At 64.9% G+C, this 20,320-nt stretch carries 21 protein-coding genes and 1 pseudogene; 17 read left to right on the forward strand and 5 right to left on the reverse strand.

From position 1 onward, the window contains the following. Positions 1–125: 125 nt before the first annotated feature. The 3 genes from AC07Y4_RS04045 (at position 126) to AC07Y4_RS04055 (ending at position 2,447) form a co-directional block, all read left to right on the forward strand. Positions 126–998: a hypothetical protein gene (locus AC07Y4_RS04045; RefSeq protein WP_494797404.1), complete on the forward strand. Its 873-nt coding sequence runs from the start codon at positions 126–128 to the stop codon at positions 996–998. 40 nt (positions 999–1,038) lie between these two features. Beyond that, a complete protein-coding gene (locus AC07Y4_RS04050; protein WP_494797403.1) occupies positions 1,039–1,800 on the forward strand; it encodes an abortive infection family protein in 762 nt (253 codons plus the stop codon). Between the two features lie 296 nt (positions 1,801–2,096). Continuing rightward, positions 2,097–2,447 carry a DUF2958 domain-containing protein gene (locus AC07Y4_RS04055; protein WP_494797402.1) on the forward strand — a complete coding sequence of 117 codons (351 nt, stop codon included), beginning with the start codon at positions 2,097–2,099 and terminating at the stop codon, positions 2,445–2,447. Positions 2,448–2,477: 30 nt separating this feature from the next. On the opposite strand, the gene AC07Y4_RS04060 is transcribed toward AC07Y4_RS04055, so the two are convergent. The 4 genes from AC07Y4_RS04060 to AC07Y4_RS04075 all read right to left on the reverse strand — a co-directional run bounded on the left by AC07Y4_RS04060 (position 2,478) and on the right by AC07Y4_RS04075 (position 5,921). Next, on the reverse strand, positions 2,478–2,753 hold the full coding sequence (locus AC07Y4_RS04060; RefSeq protein WP_494797401.1) for a DUF6988 family protein: 276 nt from the start codon (positions 2,751–2,753) through the stop codon (positions 2,478–2,480). 342 nt (positions 2,754–3,095) lie between these two features. Then, positions 3,096–3,512 (reverse strand): hypothetical protein, encoded by a 417-nt coding sequence (locus AC07Y4_RS04065; RefSeq protein WP_494797399.1) that lies wholly within the window; start codon positions 3,510–3,512, stop codon positions 3,096–3,098. Positions 3,513–3,521: 9 nt separating this feature from the next. Beyond that, positions 3,522–5,087: a hypothetical protein gene (locus AC07Y4_RS04070; protein WP_494797398.1), complete on the reverse strand. Its 1,566-nt coding sequence runs from the start codon at positions 5,085–5,087 to the stop codon at positions 3,522–3,524. A gap of 24 nt (positions 5,088–5,111) precedes the next feature. Then, positions 5,112–5,921: a hypothetical protein gene (locus AC07Y4_RS04075; RefSeq protein WP_494797397.1), complete on the reverse strand. Its 810-nt coding sequence runs from the start codon at positions 5,919–5,921 to the stop codon at positions 5,112–5,114. A 621-nt stretch (positions 5,922–6,542) separates the two neighbouring features. On the opposite strand from AC07Y4_RS04075, the gene AC07Y4_RS04080 reads away from it, so the two are divergent. From AC07Y4_RS04080 to AC07Y4_RS04100, 5 genes and pseudogenes are all read left to right on the forward strand, one after another. Beyond that, on the forward strand, positions 6,543–7,370 hold the full coding sequence (locus AC07Y4_RS04080) for a DUF932 domain-containing protein (protein ID WP_494797396.1): 828 nt from the start codon (positions 6,543–6,545) through the stop codon (positions 7,368–7,370). A 69-nt stretch (positions 7,371–7,439) separates the two neighbouring features. Beyond that, positions 7,440–9,498: pseudogene (locus tag AC07Y4_RS04085) on the forward strand (ParB/RepB/Spo0J family partition protein). 94 nt (positions 9,499–9,592) lie between these two features. Continuing rightward, positions 9,593–9,937 carry a hypothetical protein gene (locus tag AC07Y4_RS04090; RefSeq protein WP_495274226.1) on the forward strand — a complete coding sequence of 115 codons (345 nt, stop codon included), beginning with the start codon at positions 9,593–9,595 and terminating at the stop codon, positions 9,935–9,937. 92 nt (positions 9,938–10,029) lie between these two features. After that, on the forward strand, positions 10,030–10,782 hold the full coding sequence (locus tag AC07Y4_RS04095) for a hypothetical protein (RefSeq protein WP_494797395.1): 753 nt from the start codon (positions 10,030–10,032) through the stop codon (positions 10,780–10,782). An 809-nt stretch (positions 10,783–11,591) separates the two neighbouring features. Continuing rightward, complete coding sequence (locus AC07Y4_RS04100) at positions 11,592–11,906, forward strand: DUF736 domain-containing protein (RefSeq protein ID WP_494797394.1); 315 nt, start codon at positions 11,592–11,594, stop codon at positions 11,904–11,906. Between the two features lie 359 nt (positions 11,907–12,265). Here the strand turns inward: AC07Y4_RS04100 and AC07Y4_RS04105 are convergent, their stop codons facing one another. After that, entirely contained in the window at positions 12,266–12,559 is a 294-nt protein-coding gene (locus tag AC07Y4_RS04105; protein WP_494797393.1) for a helix-turn-helix domain-containing protein, read from the reverse strand. A gap of 215 nt (positions 12,560–12,774) precedes the next feature. Here AC07Y4_RS04105 and AC07Y4_RS04110 point away from each other — a divergent pair, with 215 nt between their 5' ends. From AC07Y4_RS04110 to AC07Y4_RS04150, 9 genes are all read left to right on the forward strand, one after another. Continuing rightward, positions 12,775–13,122 (forward strand): DUF2958 domain-containing protein, encoded by a 348-nt coding sequence (locus AC07Y4_RS04110; protein ID WP_494797392.1) that lies wholly within the window; start codon positions 12,775–12,777, stop codon positions 13,120–13,122. A 339-nt stretch (positions 13,123–13,461) separates the two neighbouring features. Continuing rightward, positions 13,462–14,244 carry a DUF2285 domain-containing protein gene (locus AC07Y4_RS04115; protein WP_494797391.1) on the forward strand — a complete coding sequence of 261 codons (783 nt, stop codon included), beginning with the start codon at positions 13,462–13,464 and terminating at the stop codon, positions 14,242–14,244. Positions 14,245–14,327: 83 nt separating this feature from the next. After that, complete coding sequence (locus AC07Y4_RS04120) at positions 14,328–14,609, forward strand: helix-turn-helix transcriptional regulator (protein ID WP_494797390.1); 282 nt, start codon at positions 14,328–14,330, stop codon at positions 14,607–14,609. Between the two features lie 26 nt (positions 14,610–14,635). After that, positions 14,636–15,493 (forward strand): replication initiator protein A, encoded by an 858-nt coding sequence (locus AC07Y4_RS04125; RefSeq protein ID WP_494797389.1) that lies wholly within the window; start codon positions 14,636–14,638, stop codon positions 15,491–15,493. A gap of 253 nt (positions 15,494–15,746) precedes the next feature. After that, the gene (parA, locus tag AC07Y4_RS04130) at positions 15,747–16,385 is read left to right on the forward strand and encodes a ParA family partition ATPase (protein ID WP_494797388.1); all 639 of its coding nucleotides are present in this window, start codon (positions 15,747–15,749) and stop codon (positions 16,383–16,385) included. Positions 16,386–16,432: 47 nt separating this feature from the next. Then, a complete protein-coding gene (locus AC07Y4_RS04135; protein ID WP_494797477.1) occupies positions 16,433–16,666 on the forward strand; it encodes a chromosome partitioning protein ParB in 234 nt (77 codons plus the stop codon). Next, positions 16,663–17,208, forward strand: a complete 546-nt coding sequence (locus AC07Y4_RS04140; protein ID WP_494797387.1) for a DUF2840 domain-containing protein — start codon at positions 16,663–16,665, stop codon at positions 17,206–17,208. The genes AC07Y4_RS04135 and AC07Y4_RS04140 overlap by 4 nt, the downstream gene beginning before the upstream one ends. Then, positions 17,205–17,804 (forward strand): S26 family signal peptidase, encoded by a 600-nt coding sequence (locus AC07Y4_RS04145; RefSeq protein WP_494797386.1) that lies wholly within the window; start codon positions 17,205–17,207, stop codon positions 17,802–17,804. Before AC07Y4_RS04140 ends, AC07Y4_RS04145 begins: the two co-directional genes overlap by 4 nt. A gap of 456 nt (positions 17,805–18,260) precedes the next feature. Then, positions 18,261–20,246 (forward strand): relaxase/mobilization nuclease domain-containing protein, encoded by a 1,986-nt coding sequence (locus AC07Y4_RS04150; protein ID WP_494797385.1) that lies wholly within the window; start codon positions 18,261–18,263, stop codon positions 20,244–20,246. Positions 20,247–20,320: the final 74 nt, after the last annotated feature.

Here is a 20,320-nt window from a genome sequence, read left to right on the forward strand (position 1 = left end):
GGTTGTTCGGCGATATGTCTTGCCACCGTATGACGATATGGTGGCTTTCACCGGCTATCGCGGAAACTCACAGGAGCGTAGAGAGGCGTACTGAAGACAAATGGCCAAGGGAAAGGGGGGAGAGCATGGCGACGGTAACGGTTTCTCCGATTCATTTCGAAGACTACAGCGGCACTCAGTTTGAGCGCCTGGTCTTTGCGTACCATGTACGCGCTGGCTGGCGTGACCTGATCTGGCACGGCCAATCGGGAGGCGACCAAGGGCGGGACATCTCGGGCATCGAGCCATTCGATGACCAGCCGGCACGCAAAACCATCATCCAATGCGCCAACCGGGACACACTGACCTTGGCGAAGGCCAAGGGCGATATGACCAAGGCGCTCAAGGCCGCTGACGGGACGCCGAATGCCTTCAAGTTCGTCTCTCGCGGCGCTGTTTCGGACGCCAGCCGAACACGAATCGAGCAAGCAGCAGCTTCTCTTGGGGTTGCTCATGTGACGATATGGTCCGGCGTGGAATTCGAGGAAAACCTGCGGCTTCGTGCCGAGTACCTGCTGCATCGTTTCGTCCAAGGTATCGAGTTTCCCGATGCTGAAGCGGAGATCCGAAAGTTCGTGGACGACTTCCCCGACCTTTCGGATGCCGATGCGCTGCAATTGATGACGGCCGTGTTTGATCGGCCGGCCTTTCGCACGCCGTTTCAACAGGAAAGCTCCTTGCCTGCCTTTCAGCAGGCGGTCGAGGACACCATTGGCGCACTCAACACTGGCGTGTGGCGGACGCGCGAGGGCGACGAGATCAGGCGTATTCCTTCGATCCACCATCTTCAAGATCAACGTATCCAGGCGGTGCTTGCAAAGGTGGTTCGTCAGGTCGATGAGCTGCGCCGCATCTTTGTGACCCGGCTCAAGGAAGGAGAGATCAGGCACTGCGGATGCGGTCTGACCCTGCCTCGATTTCACGTACAGCAAGAAGTTGGTAACTTCTGGAGTACGTGAAATCGAGGCAGGGTCAGATTGTTCATTTCAAGGGGCAGGAATGAACTATGAATTGTTAGGGGATTCGGTATGGCGCGGCCCGCTCGTACTGGCGATGCAGCGCGCCATGCTGGCCGAATTCAACTCGTCGGATTGGCATGAGCTTGGCTACCTGACAGGGTGCCATGACTACATTCGTGGACACGCTCGGCTGCTCCGAAGTCTAGGGTTTGGGGATGACGACTACGGTGCTTGTATCTTTCAGGCGCTTGAGCATTTTGCAAATAACGGCACTCAGGCCTTGGTTGCCGTCGTAGATCATCCCAAGGTTCGTCCGCATCTCGAGCGGGAACAGGCAGCCAAGCTGATAGAAATGGGTTATCAGGCGGGGCATGTTCCCGCTGTGCTGCCGACAGTCTCGGCCTCAGAGGTCGTGCGCCGTGCTCTGCAAGATGCCGATCACTTGCTTTCTACATCTGGGGCGCCGAGTGCGATCGACCGCCTTCACACCGCCATGCATGGCTACCTGAAGTCGACTTGCCACGACTGTGCGATCTCGCTCCCCGACGGGGCCACGCTCACACAGGCCTACAAGGCGCTTCGTGCTCACCATCCCGCGTTGCAGTCGTTGGGGGAACATGATGGTGAGATTGGCAGAGTATTAGGGTCGTTCGCATCTGTTCTCGATGCGCTCAATACCCTACGCAACCATGGAAGCGTCGCCCATCCCAACGAATACATCGTTGAACGGGCTGAGGGCGAACTGGTCGTCAATGCGGTTCGAACGATCTTTCACTATTTGAGCCAGAAGATTCGCTCGTAAGTGCGGCGTGTCAGCGCATTCTCGCGTCGTCACGCTCTTGAGCATTGCCCCGGGGTTCCGATCCCTTGCGTGGCTCTTTGGTTCACGCGCTACGCTTGCTCGGGAGGTAGGTCGGCGTACGTGGCGATTGGGTGGCTTGCTACGGCCTTGATCGTGCCACGGTGTGCTCGCCGTCAAGGGCGGCGCGTGCCTTGCACGCTTGCGGCCTGCGGCCGTCGTGGCCCCCTGACTGCTTGCGCTCCACCGCGACCCGGAAGGGCTGGGCAATTCCGCCCGGCATCCTTCAGGAGTTCACCATGAACTGCGCATTCATTACCGACGAGCAACGCATGTTGCTGCTAGCCAACGGCCGCGAATCCTTGGAAACCCCGGACTTCGATCCGGCCCCTGTGGTCAAACTGTTCACGCCCGACGCCGGCGCAACCTGGCTGCTAACTGAGATCGATCCTGACAACCACGACCATGCATTTGGGCTTTGCGATCTGGGCCTGGGGATGCCTGAGTTGGGTTGGGTCAGCTTGGCCGAATTGGCTTCGGTGCGTGGACGCCTGGGTCTGCCAATCGAGCGTGATCTGCACTTTCGTGCGGAGAAGCGATTGAGCGCCTATGTGCGTGATGCACGACACGTTGGCCGAATCGTCCACTGATATGACATGGGGCGTCACAAGGTGCCCTGTTCAAGATCTCAACAGATCCGGTAGGCAGTCGGCGAAGGCCGGCTGAATCTTGCTTATGAGCTTGGCCACCGCCTCATCGCCGGTGAGGACCGCCGTCGTCATGCCCGTCATGGTGGTCAGCCCATTGGAGTCGCGCAGCACCTGCGGCGCGAGATCGACGGGAAAGCCATCGGCGCTGCGCCGCAGCGGATGGATGCCGCCATGCACGATCGAGTTCATGGCAGTCCAGGACACATCCTTGAAGTGCGACAGCATCTGGTGCGCCGCCGGCGGCACACCTTGCGGGGTTCTTCCATGCGGGGATGGTCAGAAGGTGCCTTCGGGTTCTTTCCAGCACCAACGGACGCAGTCACCAAGCCTTCCAGCGTGGCTGCTGTGTCCGGGGCAGTTCGGCCAGGAGGCGCACCTTCGGCAGCGGATGTGGCGCATCATTCCTGGGCATGCCAAAACGGCGGTGCACTTCGCGCTCCAGTTCGTGCGCCATGCCGCGCGCATCCCTTTCTCCACGAAGCGATCGCTGTCTCCATTCGCGGGCCAGCGCAATAAGTTCCTCGTCCTGTAGCTCTCGTATGTCCATCGTTGGTGTCATTGTGCCGGGAGACGCACTGCCTTGGCGCGTTACTCGGACTGCGGGTTTCGGCCATAGCCGTTGGCAAGACGCGGTGCCATCTCGGGGAAAAGCACACCGAGCAGCGCGTCATGGCGCCCGGGCCGCAGGTGCGTCTTGTCACCCGCGTTCACCTTGTCGATGACGCCTTGTCGCCAGGAGCCATAGCGCTCGACTTGCCCTGGGGTGAGCCGCGCGTCTAGGCCGTAGGCCTTGACGGCCATGAGAAACAGCGTGTGCCAGTGCTGGTAGCCGGGCCTGCTCTGCATGATGGCATTGAGCACTTGGTAACCGGTACTGAATGCATAGCCGATGCCCCGGTTGTGCTGGATCGACAGCAGCCGCGAAACGATGCCGGCGCCACCCACCATCTCGTGGGCAGCACCGCCTGGGTAGCCATGTGCGGCCAGGGCTTCCGCGGCCTCCATGAGCCGCAGCTAGGGCTCGCTGTCTTCCCCCAATGGGTCGGGTTCTGGGGCCGGCCCCCGATGTGCACGCCGGGCTTTGTTGATGCGGGTGTTGGTGTCGAGGAGTTCCGTGGCGGCGGCAAGATAGATCCTGGCCCACTCCGACGCCGGCGTCGCGAGCAAGCGGGGGCGTCTCAGCTCAGCCAGGCGCTCCTGAAACCGTACCGTGACCGGATGCTGGTCCAGTTTCGTTTTGAGGATCTGGTGGCTCCACCGCAGGGCTGGGTGATGCACCCAGCGCTTGCCGATGGTTTCGTTTACCACCAGGTGGCGCAGGCCCTCCCGGGTCACCTGGCCACCGAGCGAGCCTATGTCGATTTCCAGCGTCGGCGTATTGAGCGCCTGGATGCGGCGCAGCTTCTCCTGATCGATGCCGTGGGTCACGGTGACCTCGATCAGCAAGGTCTGCGGCCAGCGCTGACTGCTGTGGGTGTCTTCTATCAACTCTTCGAAGTCATCATCGAGCCAGATTTCAGTGTCCCCGAAGATGAATGGCCGAGGCTCGCGCAGGGTGCAGATGACGTCGGGGACGATGCTGCCCTGATGCTGTTCCAACTGGGTCGTTTCCAGCGACAGCGTCGTGGAGGCTGTCCACCACCCGACGCGAAGCGTGTTCTCTTCCCATTCACCGCTGAACTCGTCCGGGGCGTAGCGGATCAATTTGGCATGGAGGCCGGGCGTCGCAATCTGCGAAGCCTGTTCAAGGATCGTCTTGACTTCACTGTGCAACAACGTCTCGCGGCGCCATTGCTGGGCAGCGGATGGCTCCAGGTCCGGGGGCAGATGCTGATGGAATTGTGCTTCGTCTGCGGCGTCCCAGGCATCCATGGCCTCGCGCGCGGCCTGTTCGGCCTGCGCGCTCGCAGCCGCTTGCAACGCCAGGTCGTCCCAGTGCGCGCACCAGCGGATGTCGGGAAGCAGGCGCAGCCGCGCGCGGATCTCGTCCGGCGACATCATCGCAATGGCGGGATCGGAGAGGAACAGCGTGACGACGGCCCGTCCTTGGCCATCGGTGCCGGCATCGCGCTGCCCCGTGAGGTCGACCAGGAATTCGCGGCCGTCATCCAGCGTTAACAGCGCTGTGGCGTGGTCGTGGAGCACCGCGCTGGTGATGGAGACGCGCTCTCCGGGCTTCTCGACCCAGCCTTCGTAGCCCTGGCCGCTGAAGCCGATGGCGTTGGCCGACATCCGGCGCCTGGGCAGATCGATGAAGCCCCGTTCCTGCAGATGCCGGATCGCGGCTAGCCGCGCGGCAACGAGGGTGCAGTCATCCTTCTGGGCCCCCTTGGGATGCCGGAAATGCGCCGTAGGATTCCTGCGCAGGGGCTGCCCCGCCAACACCGGCGTCAGCGAAAGATCGCAGGCCGGGCATTGGCATTCGGCGTTTCCGTCGACGACTTCAGCGTCGTGGATGTAGCGCGGCTCACCGGTGCTCGAGTCGTGCGCCCATGTCAACGGCACGGTGTCGGCATGGGGCGTGGGACGCGCCGGTGCGGCTTCGGTGTCCACCCGCCAGATGCTCGAATCGTGCGCCATCGCCGTCCTTTCCTTGCTGAAGCATCACTTGGCACCTTCGCGCTCGCGTTGACGCAGACGCTTCACGTAGGGCCCGTCCACCATGCTATCCGCGTCGAGATCCAGCGCGCAGTTCACCAACATGGCGAACGTGCTGTCGCTGATCTGCAGCCCATGGGGAAGGTGGCCGAAACTCCGGGCGCTGTTCTCTTCGATGCTCGCGAACAGGGCCTTGAAGAAATCGGCCCGAGAAGCCCGCGAGGCGGCCGTTGCTGCCGCCGTCAAAGGATCGGAGGCCTGTGCAACCGCCGTCGCGGCATCGCGAGCCAGTTCACGGGCGAAGTCGCTCAACGTGGGCCAGTACTTGAGATCGAACTGTCCTTGCAGATTTTCGAGACGCTCCTGCACATAGTTTTTGAATCCGTAGTTCTGCTGGGAAGATGCCTGGATCACATCACAGACGTGGTAGTGCGTATCCGTCCGGAAGCCTGACGTGTTGCCGAGATCCGAGCGCTGCTGTAGCAGTTCAGCCAATTCGGCAGCTTGCCTGGCAATCTGCTGATTCACCTTAGTTAGTTCGCTGCGCGCATTGCGCGCTTCCGCGATCTTCTCGGGATTCCAAAGTGCTGCCGCAGTCAGAACCAGTCCCAGAAATGTCTTGAGGGCCTTCGGATGCTGGTGCAGCTTGCTGTGCAACTCCTCATAGGCCGGGGTCATTTCCAGGCCTCTGGCCAGAAGCCGATCCGCCACGGCGCTTTCGCTGGACAGGATGTCGTGCTCGGCGTTGTACCGCTTTTCCTCCATGAGGAGCTCTTCGCAGACGTTCTTGGGAGAGGTGAGGGGATGCAATGTCATGGACGGTCGTGGCTGATGGACATGCTGGCAGCATATTGAAGCACTGGGGTTCTGTCGGTACCTGAAGCGATGCTGCGAAGTCTTGCTCCAGGTACATCGGTCTCTCCAAGGCGTCATGGGCGTCCCCGGCCAATGGCATATGGCCGGTCGCGCCCTCGTGCTGGCGCATCGAGCCGCCTGCGGCGGCTCGCCCCATTCGGGCTTCCATCGTTTGCTCGCTCCGCTCGGCTGACGCCTCCGGCCCGGCTTCCAGCTTCGGGCCTGCGCGCTTCGCTTGCCGTGCGATCGGCGCATGGGGAAGGCCGTTGCCATGTCCAGCCGTCTTCCCTGACTTCATCACCTTGTCCGCGACTGTAGCCCGCGGCCGGGCGCCATCAAGGCGCGCAGGGCCGTGTCCTCGGCTGCGCCTGCGGGCCGCACCCACCCTGCGCTGGTTTCCCTTGACGGCGCCCGGCCGCGCTCTCCCTTTCGTCGCGGGCGATGAACTCAGGAAAGACGGTGGCAACGAGGCCAACCGGGTTCTTCGTGCCGACCGCACCGAACAGCCGAAAGGCTGGGCTCCGAATCTAGGAATCCGGTGTGCGGTTTTTTTCAACAGCCAACTTTGTCAGGAGAACGATCATGCAACTTGCTTCCCGGTTTGCGCCCCATTCCCCGGCGCTGCGCAGCGATCACCCGCTGTCCGATGACCAGATTCGCAGGGTGGCCCCGTCCATCTTCGCGGATGCCCCGCACCGAAGCCGTTCCGAACGGTACAGCTACATCCCCACGGCGGCGGTGCTGACCGCGCTTCGCAAGGAGGGTTTTCACCCCTTCATGGCCTGCCAAACCCGCGTGCGTCACGAGGGCCGGCGCGAGCACACGAAACACATGCTGCGGCTGCGCCATGCCAACCAGATCAACGCCCGCGAAGCCAACGAAATAATCCTGCTGAACTCGCACGACGGCACGAGCAGCTATCAATTATTGGGTGGCATGTTCCGCTTCGTTTGCCAGAACGACCTTGTCTGCGGCGACACCGTGGGCGATGTGCGCGTGCCGCACAAAGGCGACGTGGCCGGGCATGTGATCGAGGGCGCTTATCAGGTGCTGGGCGGATTCGAGCGTGCGCAGGAATCCCGCGAAACCATGCAGGCCATCACGCTGGACGCAGGGGAATCCGAAGTGTTCGCCCGCGCCGCGCTGGCCCTCAAGTACGACGACCCCGACAAGCCTGCGCCCATCACGGAAACGCAAATCCTGATGCCGCGCCGGTTCGACGACCGCCGCCTGGACCTGTGGAGCGTGTTCAACCGCACGCAGGAGAACTTGACCAAAGGCGGATTGTCCGGCCGCGCCGCCAACGGCCGAAGGCAGCAAACCCGCCCCGTGCAGGGCATTGATTCGGATATTCGCCTGAACCGCGCCCTGTGGCTGCTGGCCGATGGCATGCGGGCCCTCAAAGCCTGAACCGTTCCCCCGCCGGAGGGGCGGTTTCCCCTCCATTCCCTGTCTATTTCATTTGATTGGAGATACACCATGAACGCCACTACCCAAGTTCGCCGCACCGAATCCCAAGCTCTCACCACCGCCGCGCTGCAAATCGCCGCCCCGGCGCAGAACCTGATTCTGGTGCCGCTGTCGCAGCTTCGTCCCTCACGCCGCAACGTGCGCAAGACCGCAGGCGCATCCGTGGATGCGCTGGCCGCGAGCATCGCCCGCGTGGGCCTGCTGCAAAACCTGACTGTGATCTTTGCCGCCGATGGCGAGCATTACGAAGTGGTGGCCGGTGGCCGTCGCCTCGCGGCCCTCAAGCTGCTGGCGAAGAAGCGTCGCATTGACCGCGATTGGGAGGTGCCTTGCCTGCTGGTGCGGGACGCCAGCGCCCGGACCGTGAGCCTGACAGAGAACGTGCAGCGCGAAGCGATGCACCCGGCTGACCAATCCGAGGCGTTTGCCGCGCTGGTGGCCGAAGGCCGACCCATCGAGGACATTGCCGCAGACTTCGCCGTCACGCCGCTGGTGGTGCAGCGCCGCTTGAAGCTGGCGAACGTTTCGCCGCGCTTGATGGCCGACTACCGGGCCGATGCCGTCAGGCTCGATCAACTCATGGCGCTGGCTGCTACCGACGATCATGCCTCCCAAGACGCCGCGTTCTACGATGCGCCGCAGTGGCAGCGCAGTCCGTCCGCGCTGCGCGAACGCCTGACCGAGCGCGAGATCGGGGCATCCCATCCGCTGGCGCGCTTCGTGGGGCTGGATGCCTACGAGCAGGCGGGCGGCGGCATCCGCCGTGACCTGTTCGCGGAAGGCGATGCGGGCGTGTACCTCAACGATGCCGCATTGCTGGAAACGCTGGTGCGCCAGAAGCTGGCGAGCATGGCCGACACCATCCGCGCCGAGGGCTGGGCATGGGTGGACGCCACGCCCGCCATGACCTATGCCGACCTGCAAGCCTTCCAGCGTGCCCCGAAGGAACGCCGCACGCCGAGCAAGCGCGATGCCCTGCGCATCGAGAAGCTGCAAGAAAAGATGCAGGCGATTGGCAAGGCCGTGGATGCCGCGATGGAAGCCGATGACGAGGACAAGGCCGAAGCCTTGCAGGAGGAGGGCGAGCGCCTGGGCCAGCAGTTGCAGGCACTGGTGGATGGCTTGCTGGACTATGCCCCGAACGTGCGGGCCGCAGCCGGTGCCATCGTCACCATCGACCGCAATGGCGAGGCCGTGATTCATCGCGGGCTGCCTGCGCGAAGCCGAGGCCAAGGCACTGCGCACGCTGGAAAAGCTGCGGCAGGGTTCCGGCAGCGTGGAGGGCGAAGCCGAGAACGACGACGAAGGCGAGAGCAACGCAGCGCCCAAGGCCGCAATCTCCGACCGGCTGGCCCAGCGCCTGAGTGCCCACCGCACCGCCGCGTTGCAAATCGAAGTCGCACGGCATCCGCAGGTGGCGCTGGCTGCGCTTGTGCATGGCATGGTGCAAACCGTCCTGCAGGATCGCCACTACGGGCACGATCTGCCGCTGGGCGTGCGCCTGACGGTGCAAGACCGTCTGGGAGGCATGGCCCCGGACTGGCCGGAATCGCCTGCCGCCGTGGCGCTGCGCGAATTGCAGCAGGCATGGGGCGGCAAGCTGCCCGAGGACTGTGCTGAACTGTTCGCCGCGCTGCTGGCGATGGAGCAGGGCGAATTGGTCAAGCTGCTGGCTGTGTGCGTGGCCTCCACGGTGGACGTGGTGACGCCCCGCGCCACGCGGCACCAGCCGGGCGAGGAACTGGCGCAGGCCATGGGGCTGGACATGGCTGCATGGTGGAAGCCGACAGGCGAAGGCTTTTTCAAGCACGTTTCCAAGGCCGTGGTCCTGCAAGCCCTGGGGGAGTTCGCACCGGAGCACATCAACCGGCTGGCGAAGCTCAGGAAGGCCGACATTGCCAGCGAAGCCGAGCGGCTGGCCGATGGCACGGGCTGGATGCCCGCCATCTTCAAGACTGAAGGCACGCAGACGGATACGCCCGAGGAAGGGCCGCAGGATGCGGCGCAGGACGACGCGGAAGTGGCCGCCACCGTGGCGGATGAATCAGCCGAGGCATTGGCCGCGTGACCCTGCCGCAGAGCAACGCCCTGGTTTCGGCCGGGGCGCTGCTCTGTAAGGAGCCAGACCATGCCCAACCCGCACCAACATGAGCCTCCGAAGCATGGCAGCGGTCTATGCTCCCGCGCAGTGCGCGCCCGCCGATGGCGACATGCGCGGCTACCGTCCGCCGCTGGGTTGGACGGCCCGCGTCGACCTCACGGATATTCACCCCATCATGGGCCGCGCCTTACCGTGTGCCGTGCGGTGGCTCATCGACACGAAGGAATACCGCGATCAGCATCGGCCTCGAGTCGTTCCGGCCTGGGGCCGGTGGAATCAAAAATCCGGGCGCAGCAGTGGCCGCGCCCGGTTCCAAAGCCCACAGCAAAACGCCGTGTCAGTGCTGGCGGCCATGCGGTATAATGAAAATTACAGCCGCGTCACGCTGAACCTGCTGCCGGGTTAAACGACGTTTCCACGCTTCCCCTTCGCTGACCGTGCCTATTCCCCGGTCGATGCGTAATCGGCAGACTTCGACCAGTCACTGAGGAATTTGGCATGACTGTCTCGACGTTTTTCGTTTCCGAAACTGCCTTGCGCACCCTCAAGCAGAGGGCGCAGCGCAGCGTGAAAGGTGTTTCTTCGTCCCACCTGAGCGAAGCGGTTGCTGCGGCATTGGGATTCAATACCCATGCGGCGCTACGCGCAGCCCTTGCTGGCCACGCGACTGCCCAGGCGCAGAAGCCGAGCAATGCCCGGCTGGTGCAGCGCCTGCGGCAGTTCGGCTACGCCGCTCCCGAGGACCTGCGGCTGCTGCCGGAATTCGAGCACTCCTATTCGCCGTTCAAGACTTTCCCACTGCGAACGCAGCGGAGCGCGCGCTGGTGGGTTTGGCGAAATCTGATGGTGGCGGCGGTCAACGCCGGCCTCCAACAGCGCCTGTTCGGGCTGTCGGAGGGCGAAAACTGGTGGCCCGGCGGTGCCGAGGACAGCCATCACTGCGCGCGCAGCACCTATCGTTTCATGTTCGACGGGGATCTGCCGGCGGTTGCCAGTGTGGATGCCATCAGCGGTGGCGAGCTTTCCATCAATGTGGTTCTCAAGCCCCGGAAAGCTGACATTCAGCCGGAGTGGTATTGCGATTTGAGTAGCGGGGGCGCCGTAGCTTGTGGCTGGATGGAGCGGCGCCTGGGGGCTTGGATTCAGGACGGTGGCGAGAATGTCCACTGCAAGCGTGCCATTCAGTCGCGCATTGCGGATGTGGCGATCGAGCCCGCTGGTTACTCTGATCAAGGCAGTTTCTTCATGTAGCTGACCTGCGGCACTATCGCAATTTCGGAAGCCTGGCGTGGCGGCGCGATGCGCCGCCGGGCTTTCGGGCTGCGCCCCGCGCCGTCTTTGCCGTCACGGCCATTTGGCTCCAATCCCTCACGCCTTCGCGCCTGCGGCGCTGCGCGCTTCGCTTACCTCCAGGGAAAGCCCTGCGGGCTATCCCCGCCGCATGTTGCTTGGCGCCCCTCGATACCGCCGAACCGGCTGTGCCGGATCGGCGAGGCCAGCGCAGCGCCCCGCCGCCATGGGCAGGGCGCGGCGGATACGCCGGACCTTGCTGCGGCAGGTTGTGCGGATGAGTGTCGTCCTCAACGCTGTCGGTTCTTGCCCATCACGTCACGAAGGACGGTTCACGGACCGCCGACCGACCTCGCTATGGAGCTTCCACGCAACGCGTCAAGACCGGCGCCGCAGAATGCGGCAGGGGCGTTCTCGCCTGTCGTCGGGATATTGACCTGGCCCGCGTCGGGGAACGAGCCGTTGAAGCCTTCGTGCGGGGATACCCAGCCGGCCATGCTTCCTTTCGGAGCGGTTCGGCCCAAGGCGTCCTTGTCTCATTGTGAATCCTGGCGGTGGCGCGGCTGCGCCTCGGCCTTCATGGCTGCAACCGTCTGGCGAAAACAATTTCCCCTGCGCTGCGCGCATTCCTCGCGCGGCAAATTCTTTTCGCCTCCCGGCCCTCCACTGCGTTGCGGCCGCAAGCGGTGCAGCCCGCCCGTCCCCCGCCGGCCGGATCACAACAAGGACGCGATGGGCGCGAACCTTGTTCAACCGAAAGGAGTTTCATCATGGCCAACATCGGCACCTTCACCGCAGACAAAGACGGCTTCACCGGCACGCTTCGCACCCTGACGCTCAACATCAAGGTCAAGCTGGTTCCCAACGACAAGGGGGACAGCGAGAAAGCCCCGGACTTCCGCGTTCAGGCTGCCAGCCACGACATCGGCGCGGCGTGGAAGAAGACCAGCGAGACCGGACGGAACTACGTCTCCGTGACCCTCGACGACCCTGCGTTCCCGGCCACGGTCTACGCCCGCCTGATCGAAGGCGAGGACGGCACACACGACCTGATCTGGTCGCGCAGCAAGCCGCAGGCGGCGTGACCGCCGCAGCGCCCCGCCCATCGCGGCGGGGCGCTGTGCTGCTGATCGCAAGACAGACTCCAGACCGTGGACTGGTCCATCCCCGGCGGCGCCTGTCATGGCTATGGTCAGGGCTGCAACTGCAAAAGCACCATGGCGTGTCGGCGCAAGGCGCCGCCGGGCTATTGGGCTGCGCCCCGTGCCGACTTCGCCGTCACGGCCATCCGGCTGCTATCCCTCACGCAACTTCGCACCTGGGGCGCTGCGCGCTTCGCTTGCCTCCAGGGGAAGCCTTGCGGCTATCCCCGCCGCGCAGAGCTTGGCGCGCCTTGAACACCGCCGAACCGGCTGCGCCGGATCGGCCGGCAAGTTGGCTGCAGCTACGCTTCGGCGCTTGCCTTGAGCACCGCCTCCAGCTCTTGCCGCACCTGCGCCAGAAGCTGGTCGGCTTGTTTCGGGCTCCTGCCTGTGTAGGCCAGCGCCAGTAGCGTGACGGGATGCACCTGCATGACCTCGCACAGCTCGGCCAGCTTGTTCAGGGTCGGGCTTTTGAGGTCGCGTTCCAGCGAACTCATGTACGTGCGGCTGGATACGTCGGAAAATGCTTCCTGGCTCAGGCCGCGCGCCTTGCGGACTGTTTTCAATGCCGTTGCCAACGAGTGCTTTGCCGCCAACTAAGGTTTCTCCCCAAAACCCAAGATGACATTCGATTGCGCCCTATAGGACTACAATCTATAGGGCTCATTTGTGCTTCTGAGGAAATCAGTAAATCCGCTTCCGTGTCTTCCGACAGAGCCGCAGAACCGCATTCACGTCTTTCCTCGCTTCCACCGATGCGGCTTTGCGCCTTCACGCTTTGGCGGAGTCGTGCAACGAAGGGATTGCCCCCATGAACCCACTCATCACCGAGGACGAGCGTGTGCAACTGCTGGCGAATGGCCAGGCCCGCGCTGCTGGTCAGCGCACTGACCTGTGGCCCGTCATCCGTCTGTTCACGCCGGATGCCCATGCCACCTGGTTGCTGGCTGCGCTCGATCCGGCGGACAGTGACACGGCTTGGGGCGTGGTGGATTTGGGCATTGGCATGCCGGAGTTGGGCGAAATCAAGTTGTCTGTTCTGGCCTCGATCGTCGGGCCCAACAAACTGCCGGTGAGGCGGGACCGGTATTTCCAGGCGGTACGGCCGCTGTCGGAGTACCTGCGGCTGGCACAGGAAAACGGCGCTGTCCTGGATTGAGCCGTTCGCGCTCCGACCAAGCCGGGCGCATTGAGACTATTTCCGTCTCGCTTCAGACCTGTCAGGTCTCAATCCGCACTGTTGCACCCAACTCGTGAGCCTGTGACTGAAACAGTCACGATCTTTCATGCGGGTTGCGGCACGCTGTTTTGTGCCGCGTGACATTCTTGGGTCATCCGGCCGTCGCATTCGGACGGATGTCGCAATATCCCGGAGCCCATCGGTCTTGACTACCAATGGTTGCGGCTTAGCCCGGTTCTGAAGATGGTTTGACCTTGATGCGATAGCTCCGCGCTTCTTGCCGTGGCGGCGTTCCTGATTCCGACAGGAGCTTTCGTCATGGTCGATCCTCACCATCTCGCGCACTGGTATCCCACCGCCGCGTACCTCTACATCTTGTGGCTGGATGCGCTCGCGCTGGCCTGGGAGTACCTGCGCCGCCATCCCGATTACCGACTTGACTGGTTGCGTCGCCATCGTCGGCACCACATACATCCGGCGGCAGCATCAGCGGCGCATCGCTGGGGGCTGCGCCTGCTGGAAGACCCGGCCTTGGATGCGCGTGACGCGCATCCGGCCTGGCTGCCCGGACATGCTGCCGTGGTGCAGCTCTACCCGGATGCCGATCCACCACCGGACGCCACCGCCTTTGCGTTTTGGCGCGTCCCTGGCCACAAGCAATTGCTCCATGACGGGAAGGGGTTGGTGCTGATCGCGCGTAGCCCCGGCCATTGCCTGCGCTTTGCGCTGGCGCCTGGCCTGGAGGACGGCATGGCCGTGGCCTATGCCCATCGCGGCGGCGCTGCCGCGCCTGCACGCGGTCATATGCCCGGCGCAACCCTGGCCGATACCAAGCCCAGGCCCACGCCCGCCGCGCTATTGGAATTGCACACCTTGCAGGCGCTCGACGCAACCCAGGCGGGCGCGTCCTTGCGTGAGGTGGCCGAAGGCTTGTTCGGCCCGGATGCCGTGGCCGATTGGTACAGCGACGGCGGCCTGCGCTCCAAGGTGCGCCGCCTCGTGCGGCGCGGGCATGCATTGATGCGCGGCGGCTATCGCCGATTAGCACAAACGCCGTCGCCCGAGAAGGGCCGTTTTGCAGGAAGCGCAAAACGACCCTGAGCAGGAGTGCTTCACTTTCTGAGACTGCCCCCATCCGGTTGCGCTGTGTGGCCGGCGCTTTGCAACCGATGGAGGTTCTCACCATGCGTCCTGCTCCTTTGCGGCCTGCCGCCGCTGCCGTCGCCACGACGGTGCAACCTCAACGCTATCTGACCAACGACGAAGCCGCCGACTATCTGCGACTCTCACCGCGCACGCTGGAGAAACAGCGCGTGCTCGGTGGCGGCCCCAAGTTCCGCAAGTTCGGCCGGCGCGTCATGTACGCCGTGGCCGACCTCGATGCCTGGGCCGCCGAGCGCAGTTTCGAGAGCACGTCCGATCCCGAGTACGCCGAGCAGCACTCGGCGGACAGCCGTGCGCGCTGACCGCTGGCACGCGGGGGGCCTTCGTCATGTCCAGTCCATCGCTGCCATCGCGGCAGCGACCGTCGCAGGAGCGCGAACAGCTCGATCTGTTCCGTGCCTTGCCGGGCGACATGGCACCGCGCGACAGCCAGGACTTGATGGCCTTTCCGTTCTTCTCGCTGGCGAAGTCGCGGCGCACGGCGCCGATCGACTTCCGCGCCAGCGGCATCACGATCCGCGTGGAGGGCACGGCCGAGCATGGCATCGCCACGATCTGGGACGCCGACGTGTTGATCTGGGCTGCCAGCCAGATCGTGGAAGCGCGCGATGCGGGCTTGCGCCCATCGCGGCTGATGCAGGCCACGCCCTACGAGATCCTGCGCTTCATCGGGCGCGGAACCTCGCTGCGCGACTACCGGCGCCTCAAGGCCGCGCTGGATCGTTTGCAGTCCACGACCGTGGCCACGTCCATCCGGGAGACGATCGGCCGGCGGCTGCATCGGTTTTCGTGGATCAACGAGTGGAAGGAACTGGCCGATGCTCGCGGCACGCCGCTGGGCGTCGAGCTGATCCTGCCGGACTGGTTCTATGCGGGCGTGCTCGATGCGGCACTGGTGCTGACCATCGACCCGGCGTATTTCCGACTCACCGGGGGCATCGAGCGGTGGCTATACCGGCTGGTGAGAAAGCACGGCGGGCGACAGCCGGGCGGCTGGCAATTCGACTTCCAGCATCTGTTCCGCAAATCGGGCAGCGTGGCGCGGTACTACGACTTCGCTGCCGATTTGCGCGCGCTGGTGGCTCGGCAATCCTTGCCGGGCTACCAGTTGGGCATCGAGTACATCTCCGGCATTTCCTCGCCGCTGCTGACGTTCCGGCCCGTGCCGCAAACGGCACGGGGATAACTGCTGCGCAGTCTGTGGACGGGCTCGTGCTATCAGGCAACAGAGGTATCGTGCTATCAGGCAACAAATCCTCGTGCTATCAGGCAACAAAATCGGCCGCAAAGCCAATAGCGGCGCGGGTTTCGGCCTCTCCTAACTTACCTAACTCAAATTCGCTAACTTTTAGTAGAAGCGCCGTGCCACGGTGGACAACCGCCACGCGGCTACAAACGCAGCAGCAACAGCCGGGCTTTCCAGCAGGGAGGGCCAGGCCATGATCGTTGCTCTGCTCAACCAGAAAGGCGGCGTGGGCAAGACCACGCTCGCCACGCACATCGCGGGCGAACTCGCGCGGCGTGGGCAGCACGTCGTTCTGCTCGATGCCGACCCACAGGGTTCATCGCTGGACTGGACGCAGCGCAGAAGTCAGCAAGGTTTGCCACGGCTGTTCAGCGCCGTGGGCCTCGCACGCGAAACGCTGCATCAGGAGGCACCAGAACTCGCCAAGCGGGCCGATCACGTCATCATCGATGGGCCGCCGCGCATCGCGGCGCTGGCGCGCTCTGCGCTGCTGGCGGCCGAGCGCGTGTTGATCCCGGTGCAGCCCAGCCCCTACGATCTCTGGGCCAGCGCCGAGATGGTGGCGCTGATCCGCGAGGCGCAAGTCTTTCGGCCTGCGCTGCGCGCGGCCTTCGTCATCAACCGGCGCGTCAGTACCACCGTGATCGGGCGTGAAGCACGCCAGGCGCTTACCGACCAGCCGCTTCCTGCGCTGCGCGCGGAAGTGCATCAGCGCATCGTGTTCGCCGACAGCGTGGCCGCTGGCCGGCTTGCACGCGAGACGGCGCCCGACAGCGCCGCCGCGCGCGAAATTACAGCGCTTGTCGATGAACTGCTGCGATGGCCGGCATGACCGCGAAGCCACCAACCGACAGCAAACGTTAAGCCAAGCGCGTCGGCATCGGCGCGCGTCCGCCCGCGAATCCGCACGCCGAGGCGTGGATTCGCCAGGGCGACGCCGATGCGCTGAACAAGGGCGATCTCTACACCGCGCGCCTGACCCTCGACATCACGCCCGCGCTGCGGGCGCGCATCAAGGTATCGGCCTTCACGCAGGGCGTGACCGTGGCCGACCTGCTGCGCGGCCTGCTGGAGCGGGAGTTTCCGGAACATCGCAGAGAGAACACGCCATGAATGCATTCGCTTTGCCTGCTGCTACCGCAGCGACGGCGGCATCGCCGTCGTCAGTCGCGGTGCTCACGGGCCGGCCTACGTCAACGCCGCTGACGCGCGTTTCTCTGGCCTTCCTTGAGCATCGCTTCAAGCTCTACCTGCGCTTTGGCGAGCCGGCGCGTACGCTGCGGCTCGACCGCTGGCGCAGCGTGGCCGTGTTCCTGCCAAACGCCGTGTTCTGCCGCATCCGCTGGCAGTCCAACGACTACGGCACGATCCGCTGGCAGCTCATGGCGATGCAGGCTTGCACACCCTTGGATGCGGCGCAGCGCATCCAAGGCGTGCAACCCGGTGCGCGCCTGCTGCTGCATGCCGAAGGGGAGAATCAAGTCCGCGCCGTGCTGGAACGCATCGACGCCATCGAGGCAATGGGCATCGCACCCGCCGCCGCATCGCCCGCGTACTGGTGCACGGTGGGCAACCGGCTCGCTGCGCGCTTGCCGCTGCCCGAATACACCGTCGAACGGCACGCCGGCTGGCTGACGGGGAGGGCGCTGCGATGATCGCTGTTTCCACGACTGGCACCGCGCCGCGTCCTTGCTCGCACAGCCGTTCACGTTGGCGCGCTCGCATCGTGCTGGCGAGCCTGACAGCCTGCGGCCTCGCTGCGCTGGCCTGGGCGTCCTTCGTGCACCCGCCGCCGCGCCTGATCTACAACTCGTCCGACAGCGTGGCGGTCGGCTGGTATCGCATCGATCCGCTGGGCCACGGCTCTGGCTCGCTGCCACGTCCGTTGTCCATGGGCAGCATCGTCCTGGCTACGCTGCCGCCAGATGCTGCAGCGCTGGCCGCGCAGCGCGGCTACCTGCCGACGCGCGTTCCGCTGCTCAAGCGCGTGGGCGCCGTCGCGCCGCAGGAGGTGTGCGTCGTTGGCGCCGTCGTCCGCATCGACGGCGTGCCTTCGGCCGCCGTGCTGCCCGCCGACCGCTGGAGCCGGCCGCTGCCGTCCTGGCAGCAATGCCGTCGCCTCGAATCCGGCGAACTGTTCCTGCTCAGCGTGACCAACCCGGCGTCGTTCGACGGCCGGTATTTCGGGCCGGTCAGCGCATCCGCCGTGATCGGCATCGCGCGCCCGGTCTGGTTGGAGGCCCGCCCATGATGGCTGTCGTCTCGCTGCACGTTGCCGTGCATCTCGTCGTGCCATCGGGCATGTCGTTCTGCTGGCTGCCACCGTGTCATCGCGCGTGCAGCGCGGGTGCATTCGCACCGCACTTCGCGCTGCCTCCGGAGCGGCTGTCCAACGTGCAGGTGTCTTGCCTCGAACGCGCCCGGCCTGCGGCCGTGTCCGCGTTCGCCGGCGCGCTGGCTGCTCACGCAGCAGCGCCGCCGGGCCGCCGCTGCCCCGAGCGTCAGCGAGGGGCAAAGGCGGAAGGCAAGACAAAAGGGGGCGGCCCCTGTCGGCCCGCAAACCCAGTCTGCACGTGGGGGTGGGGGGGGGGGGGGGGGGGGAGCGGCTTCGCCGCCGTGCCGCGCAGGAAGCGAAGCCCCCGCCCATGCAGGCATGTCCGCGTGCTTCGCACGACCGGGCATGCCAGAGCTTGCAGGGAGCGCAGCCATGAGCGACCGCCGCGACGATGATTTCCGCATCCGCCCCAGCACCCTGAAGAACCGGGGTAAGGGCCAGGGCCAGGGCTTCGTCTCCAAGGTGCTCAAGCAGGCTGGCAAGGCAAGCAGCGGCAAGTCCTCGGTGCGCCGCCCGGCATCGGCGCGTGGCACCGGCCAGCGGCCTGGCTCACGGCTGGGGCGTGGCCACACGGCGGCGCGCTTCGCGGGCGCAAAGCGGACGCCCATGTCGCGGCGCGTGACCATCAAGACGCTGCTGGTCAACCAGCGTCAATCCAGCCCGCAGTCGCTCGCCAAGCACCTGCGCTACATTGAGCGCGACGGCGTGGGCCGCGATGGTGAACCGGGTCGGGCCTACGGGCCGCAGACCGACGAAACCGACCTCGATGCGTTCAAGGAACGCTGCACAGACGACCGGCACCATTTCCGCTTCATCCTCTCGCCCGAGGATGGTGCGGAGTTGGAAGACTTGCGCACCTACACGCGGCACCTCATGGGCCGCATGGAGGCCGATCTGGCCACGCGGCTGGAATGGGTGGCCGTCGATCACTGGAACACCGACAACCCGCACACCCACATCGTCGTGCGAGGGCGCGACGACACCGGCAAAGACCTCATCATTTCGGCTGACTACATCGCCGATGGCTTCCGCCATCGCGCCGCCGAGCTGGCGACCGAATGGCTGGGGCTGCGCACCGAGCGGGAGATCCAGCAGACCTTGCAGCGCGAGGTGGAGCAAGAGCGGTGGACGAGCCTGGATCGCACGCTCAAGCGCGAGTTTGGCGATGATGGCTTGGTGCATGTCGAACGCTTCAACGAACCGCAGCTGCAACGCCAGCGCCTGCTGCTGATCGGCCGCCTGCAACGCTTGCAGCGCCTGGGCCTGGCTGACGAGATGAAGCCCGGCACGTGGGCCGTCCATGCCGACACCGAGAAGACCTTGCGCGCATTGGGCGAGCGTGGCGACATCATCCGCACCGTGCAGCGGGCCATGCGCGGCGAGCCGCGCGAGTTGGCGGTGTTCGAGCCGGGTGACGACGGCCGAACCATTCTCGGCCGCGTGGCCGCCAAGGGGCTGGCCGACGAACTGCGCGACCGGGGCTATCTGGTCATCGATGGTGTGGACGGCAAGGCCCACTACGTCGCGCTAAACGCCCGCGACGAGCTGGCGAACTATCCGGCTGGTGCCGTGGTGGAGGTGACGGGATCGGCCGATGTGCGCGCGGCCGACAGGAACATCGCCGCGCTGGCGAGCGACGGCTTGTATCGCACCGACCATCACCTCGCCATCGCGCAGGGCCAGGTCATGCCGGACCGGGACCCGCAAGAGGGCGTGGCGGCTCACGTTCGCCGGCTTGAAGCCCTGCGCCGTGCGGGCATCGTGGAACGCGTCGCTGAAGGGCTATGGAAGGTGCCGGACGACCTGCCCGAGCAGGGCCGCCGCTACGACGCGCAGCGCATGGGCGGCGTGGCGGTGGAGCTGAAATCGCACCTGCCCATCGAGCGGCAAGCCCGCGTCATCGGCACCACCTGGCTCGACCATCAGTTGATCGGAGGAGGCAAGGGGTTGGGCGACCTAGGCTTTGGCGGCGAGGCGAAGCAGGCCATGCAGCAGCGCGCGGACTTCCTGGCCGAACAGGGGCTGGTCCAGCGGCGTGGGCATCGCGTGATCTTGGCGCGCAACCTGTTGGTCACGCTGCGTAGTCGCGAACTGGCGCAGGCCGCGAAGGACATTGCCGCCGAGACGGGCCTGGAACACCGCCCGGTGGCCGACGGCCAGCGCGTGGCGGGCATCTATCGGCGCAGTGTCATGCTCGTCAGTGGGCGTTACGCGATGCTCGATGACGGCATGGGATTCAGCTTGGTGCCGTGGAAACCCATACTCGCGCAGCGGCTAGGGCAACACGTGAACGCCATAGTACGAGGTCGCAATGTTTCATGGCAATTTGAACGACAACGCGGACCTATCATTGAATAGTTTCCTGTTTGTCTGCTGCAGAAGAGGCGTTCCATCCAATGTCCCTCACATTGGCTTCGATCATGTTCGAGTGG

It is taken from the genome of Variovorax sp. GW460-12-1-14-LB1 (assembly GCF_059423605.1).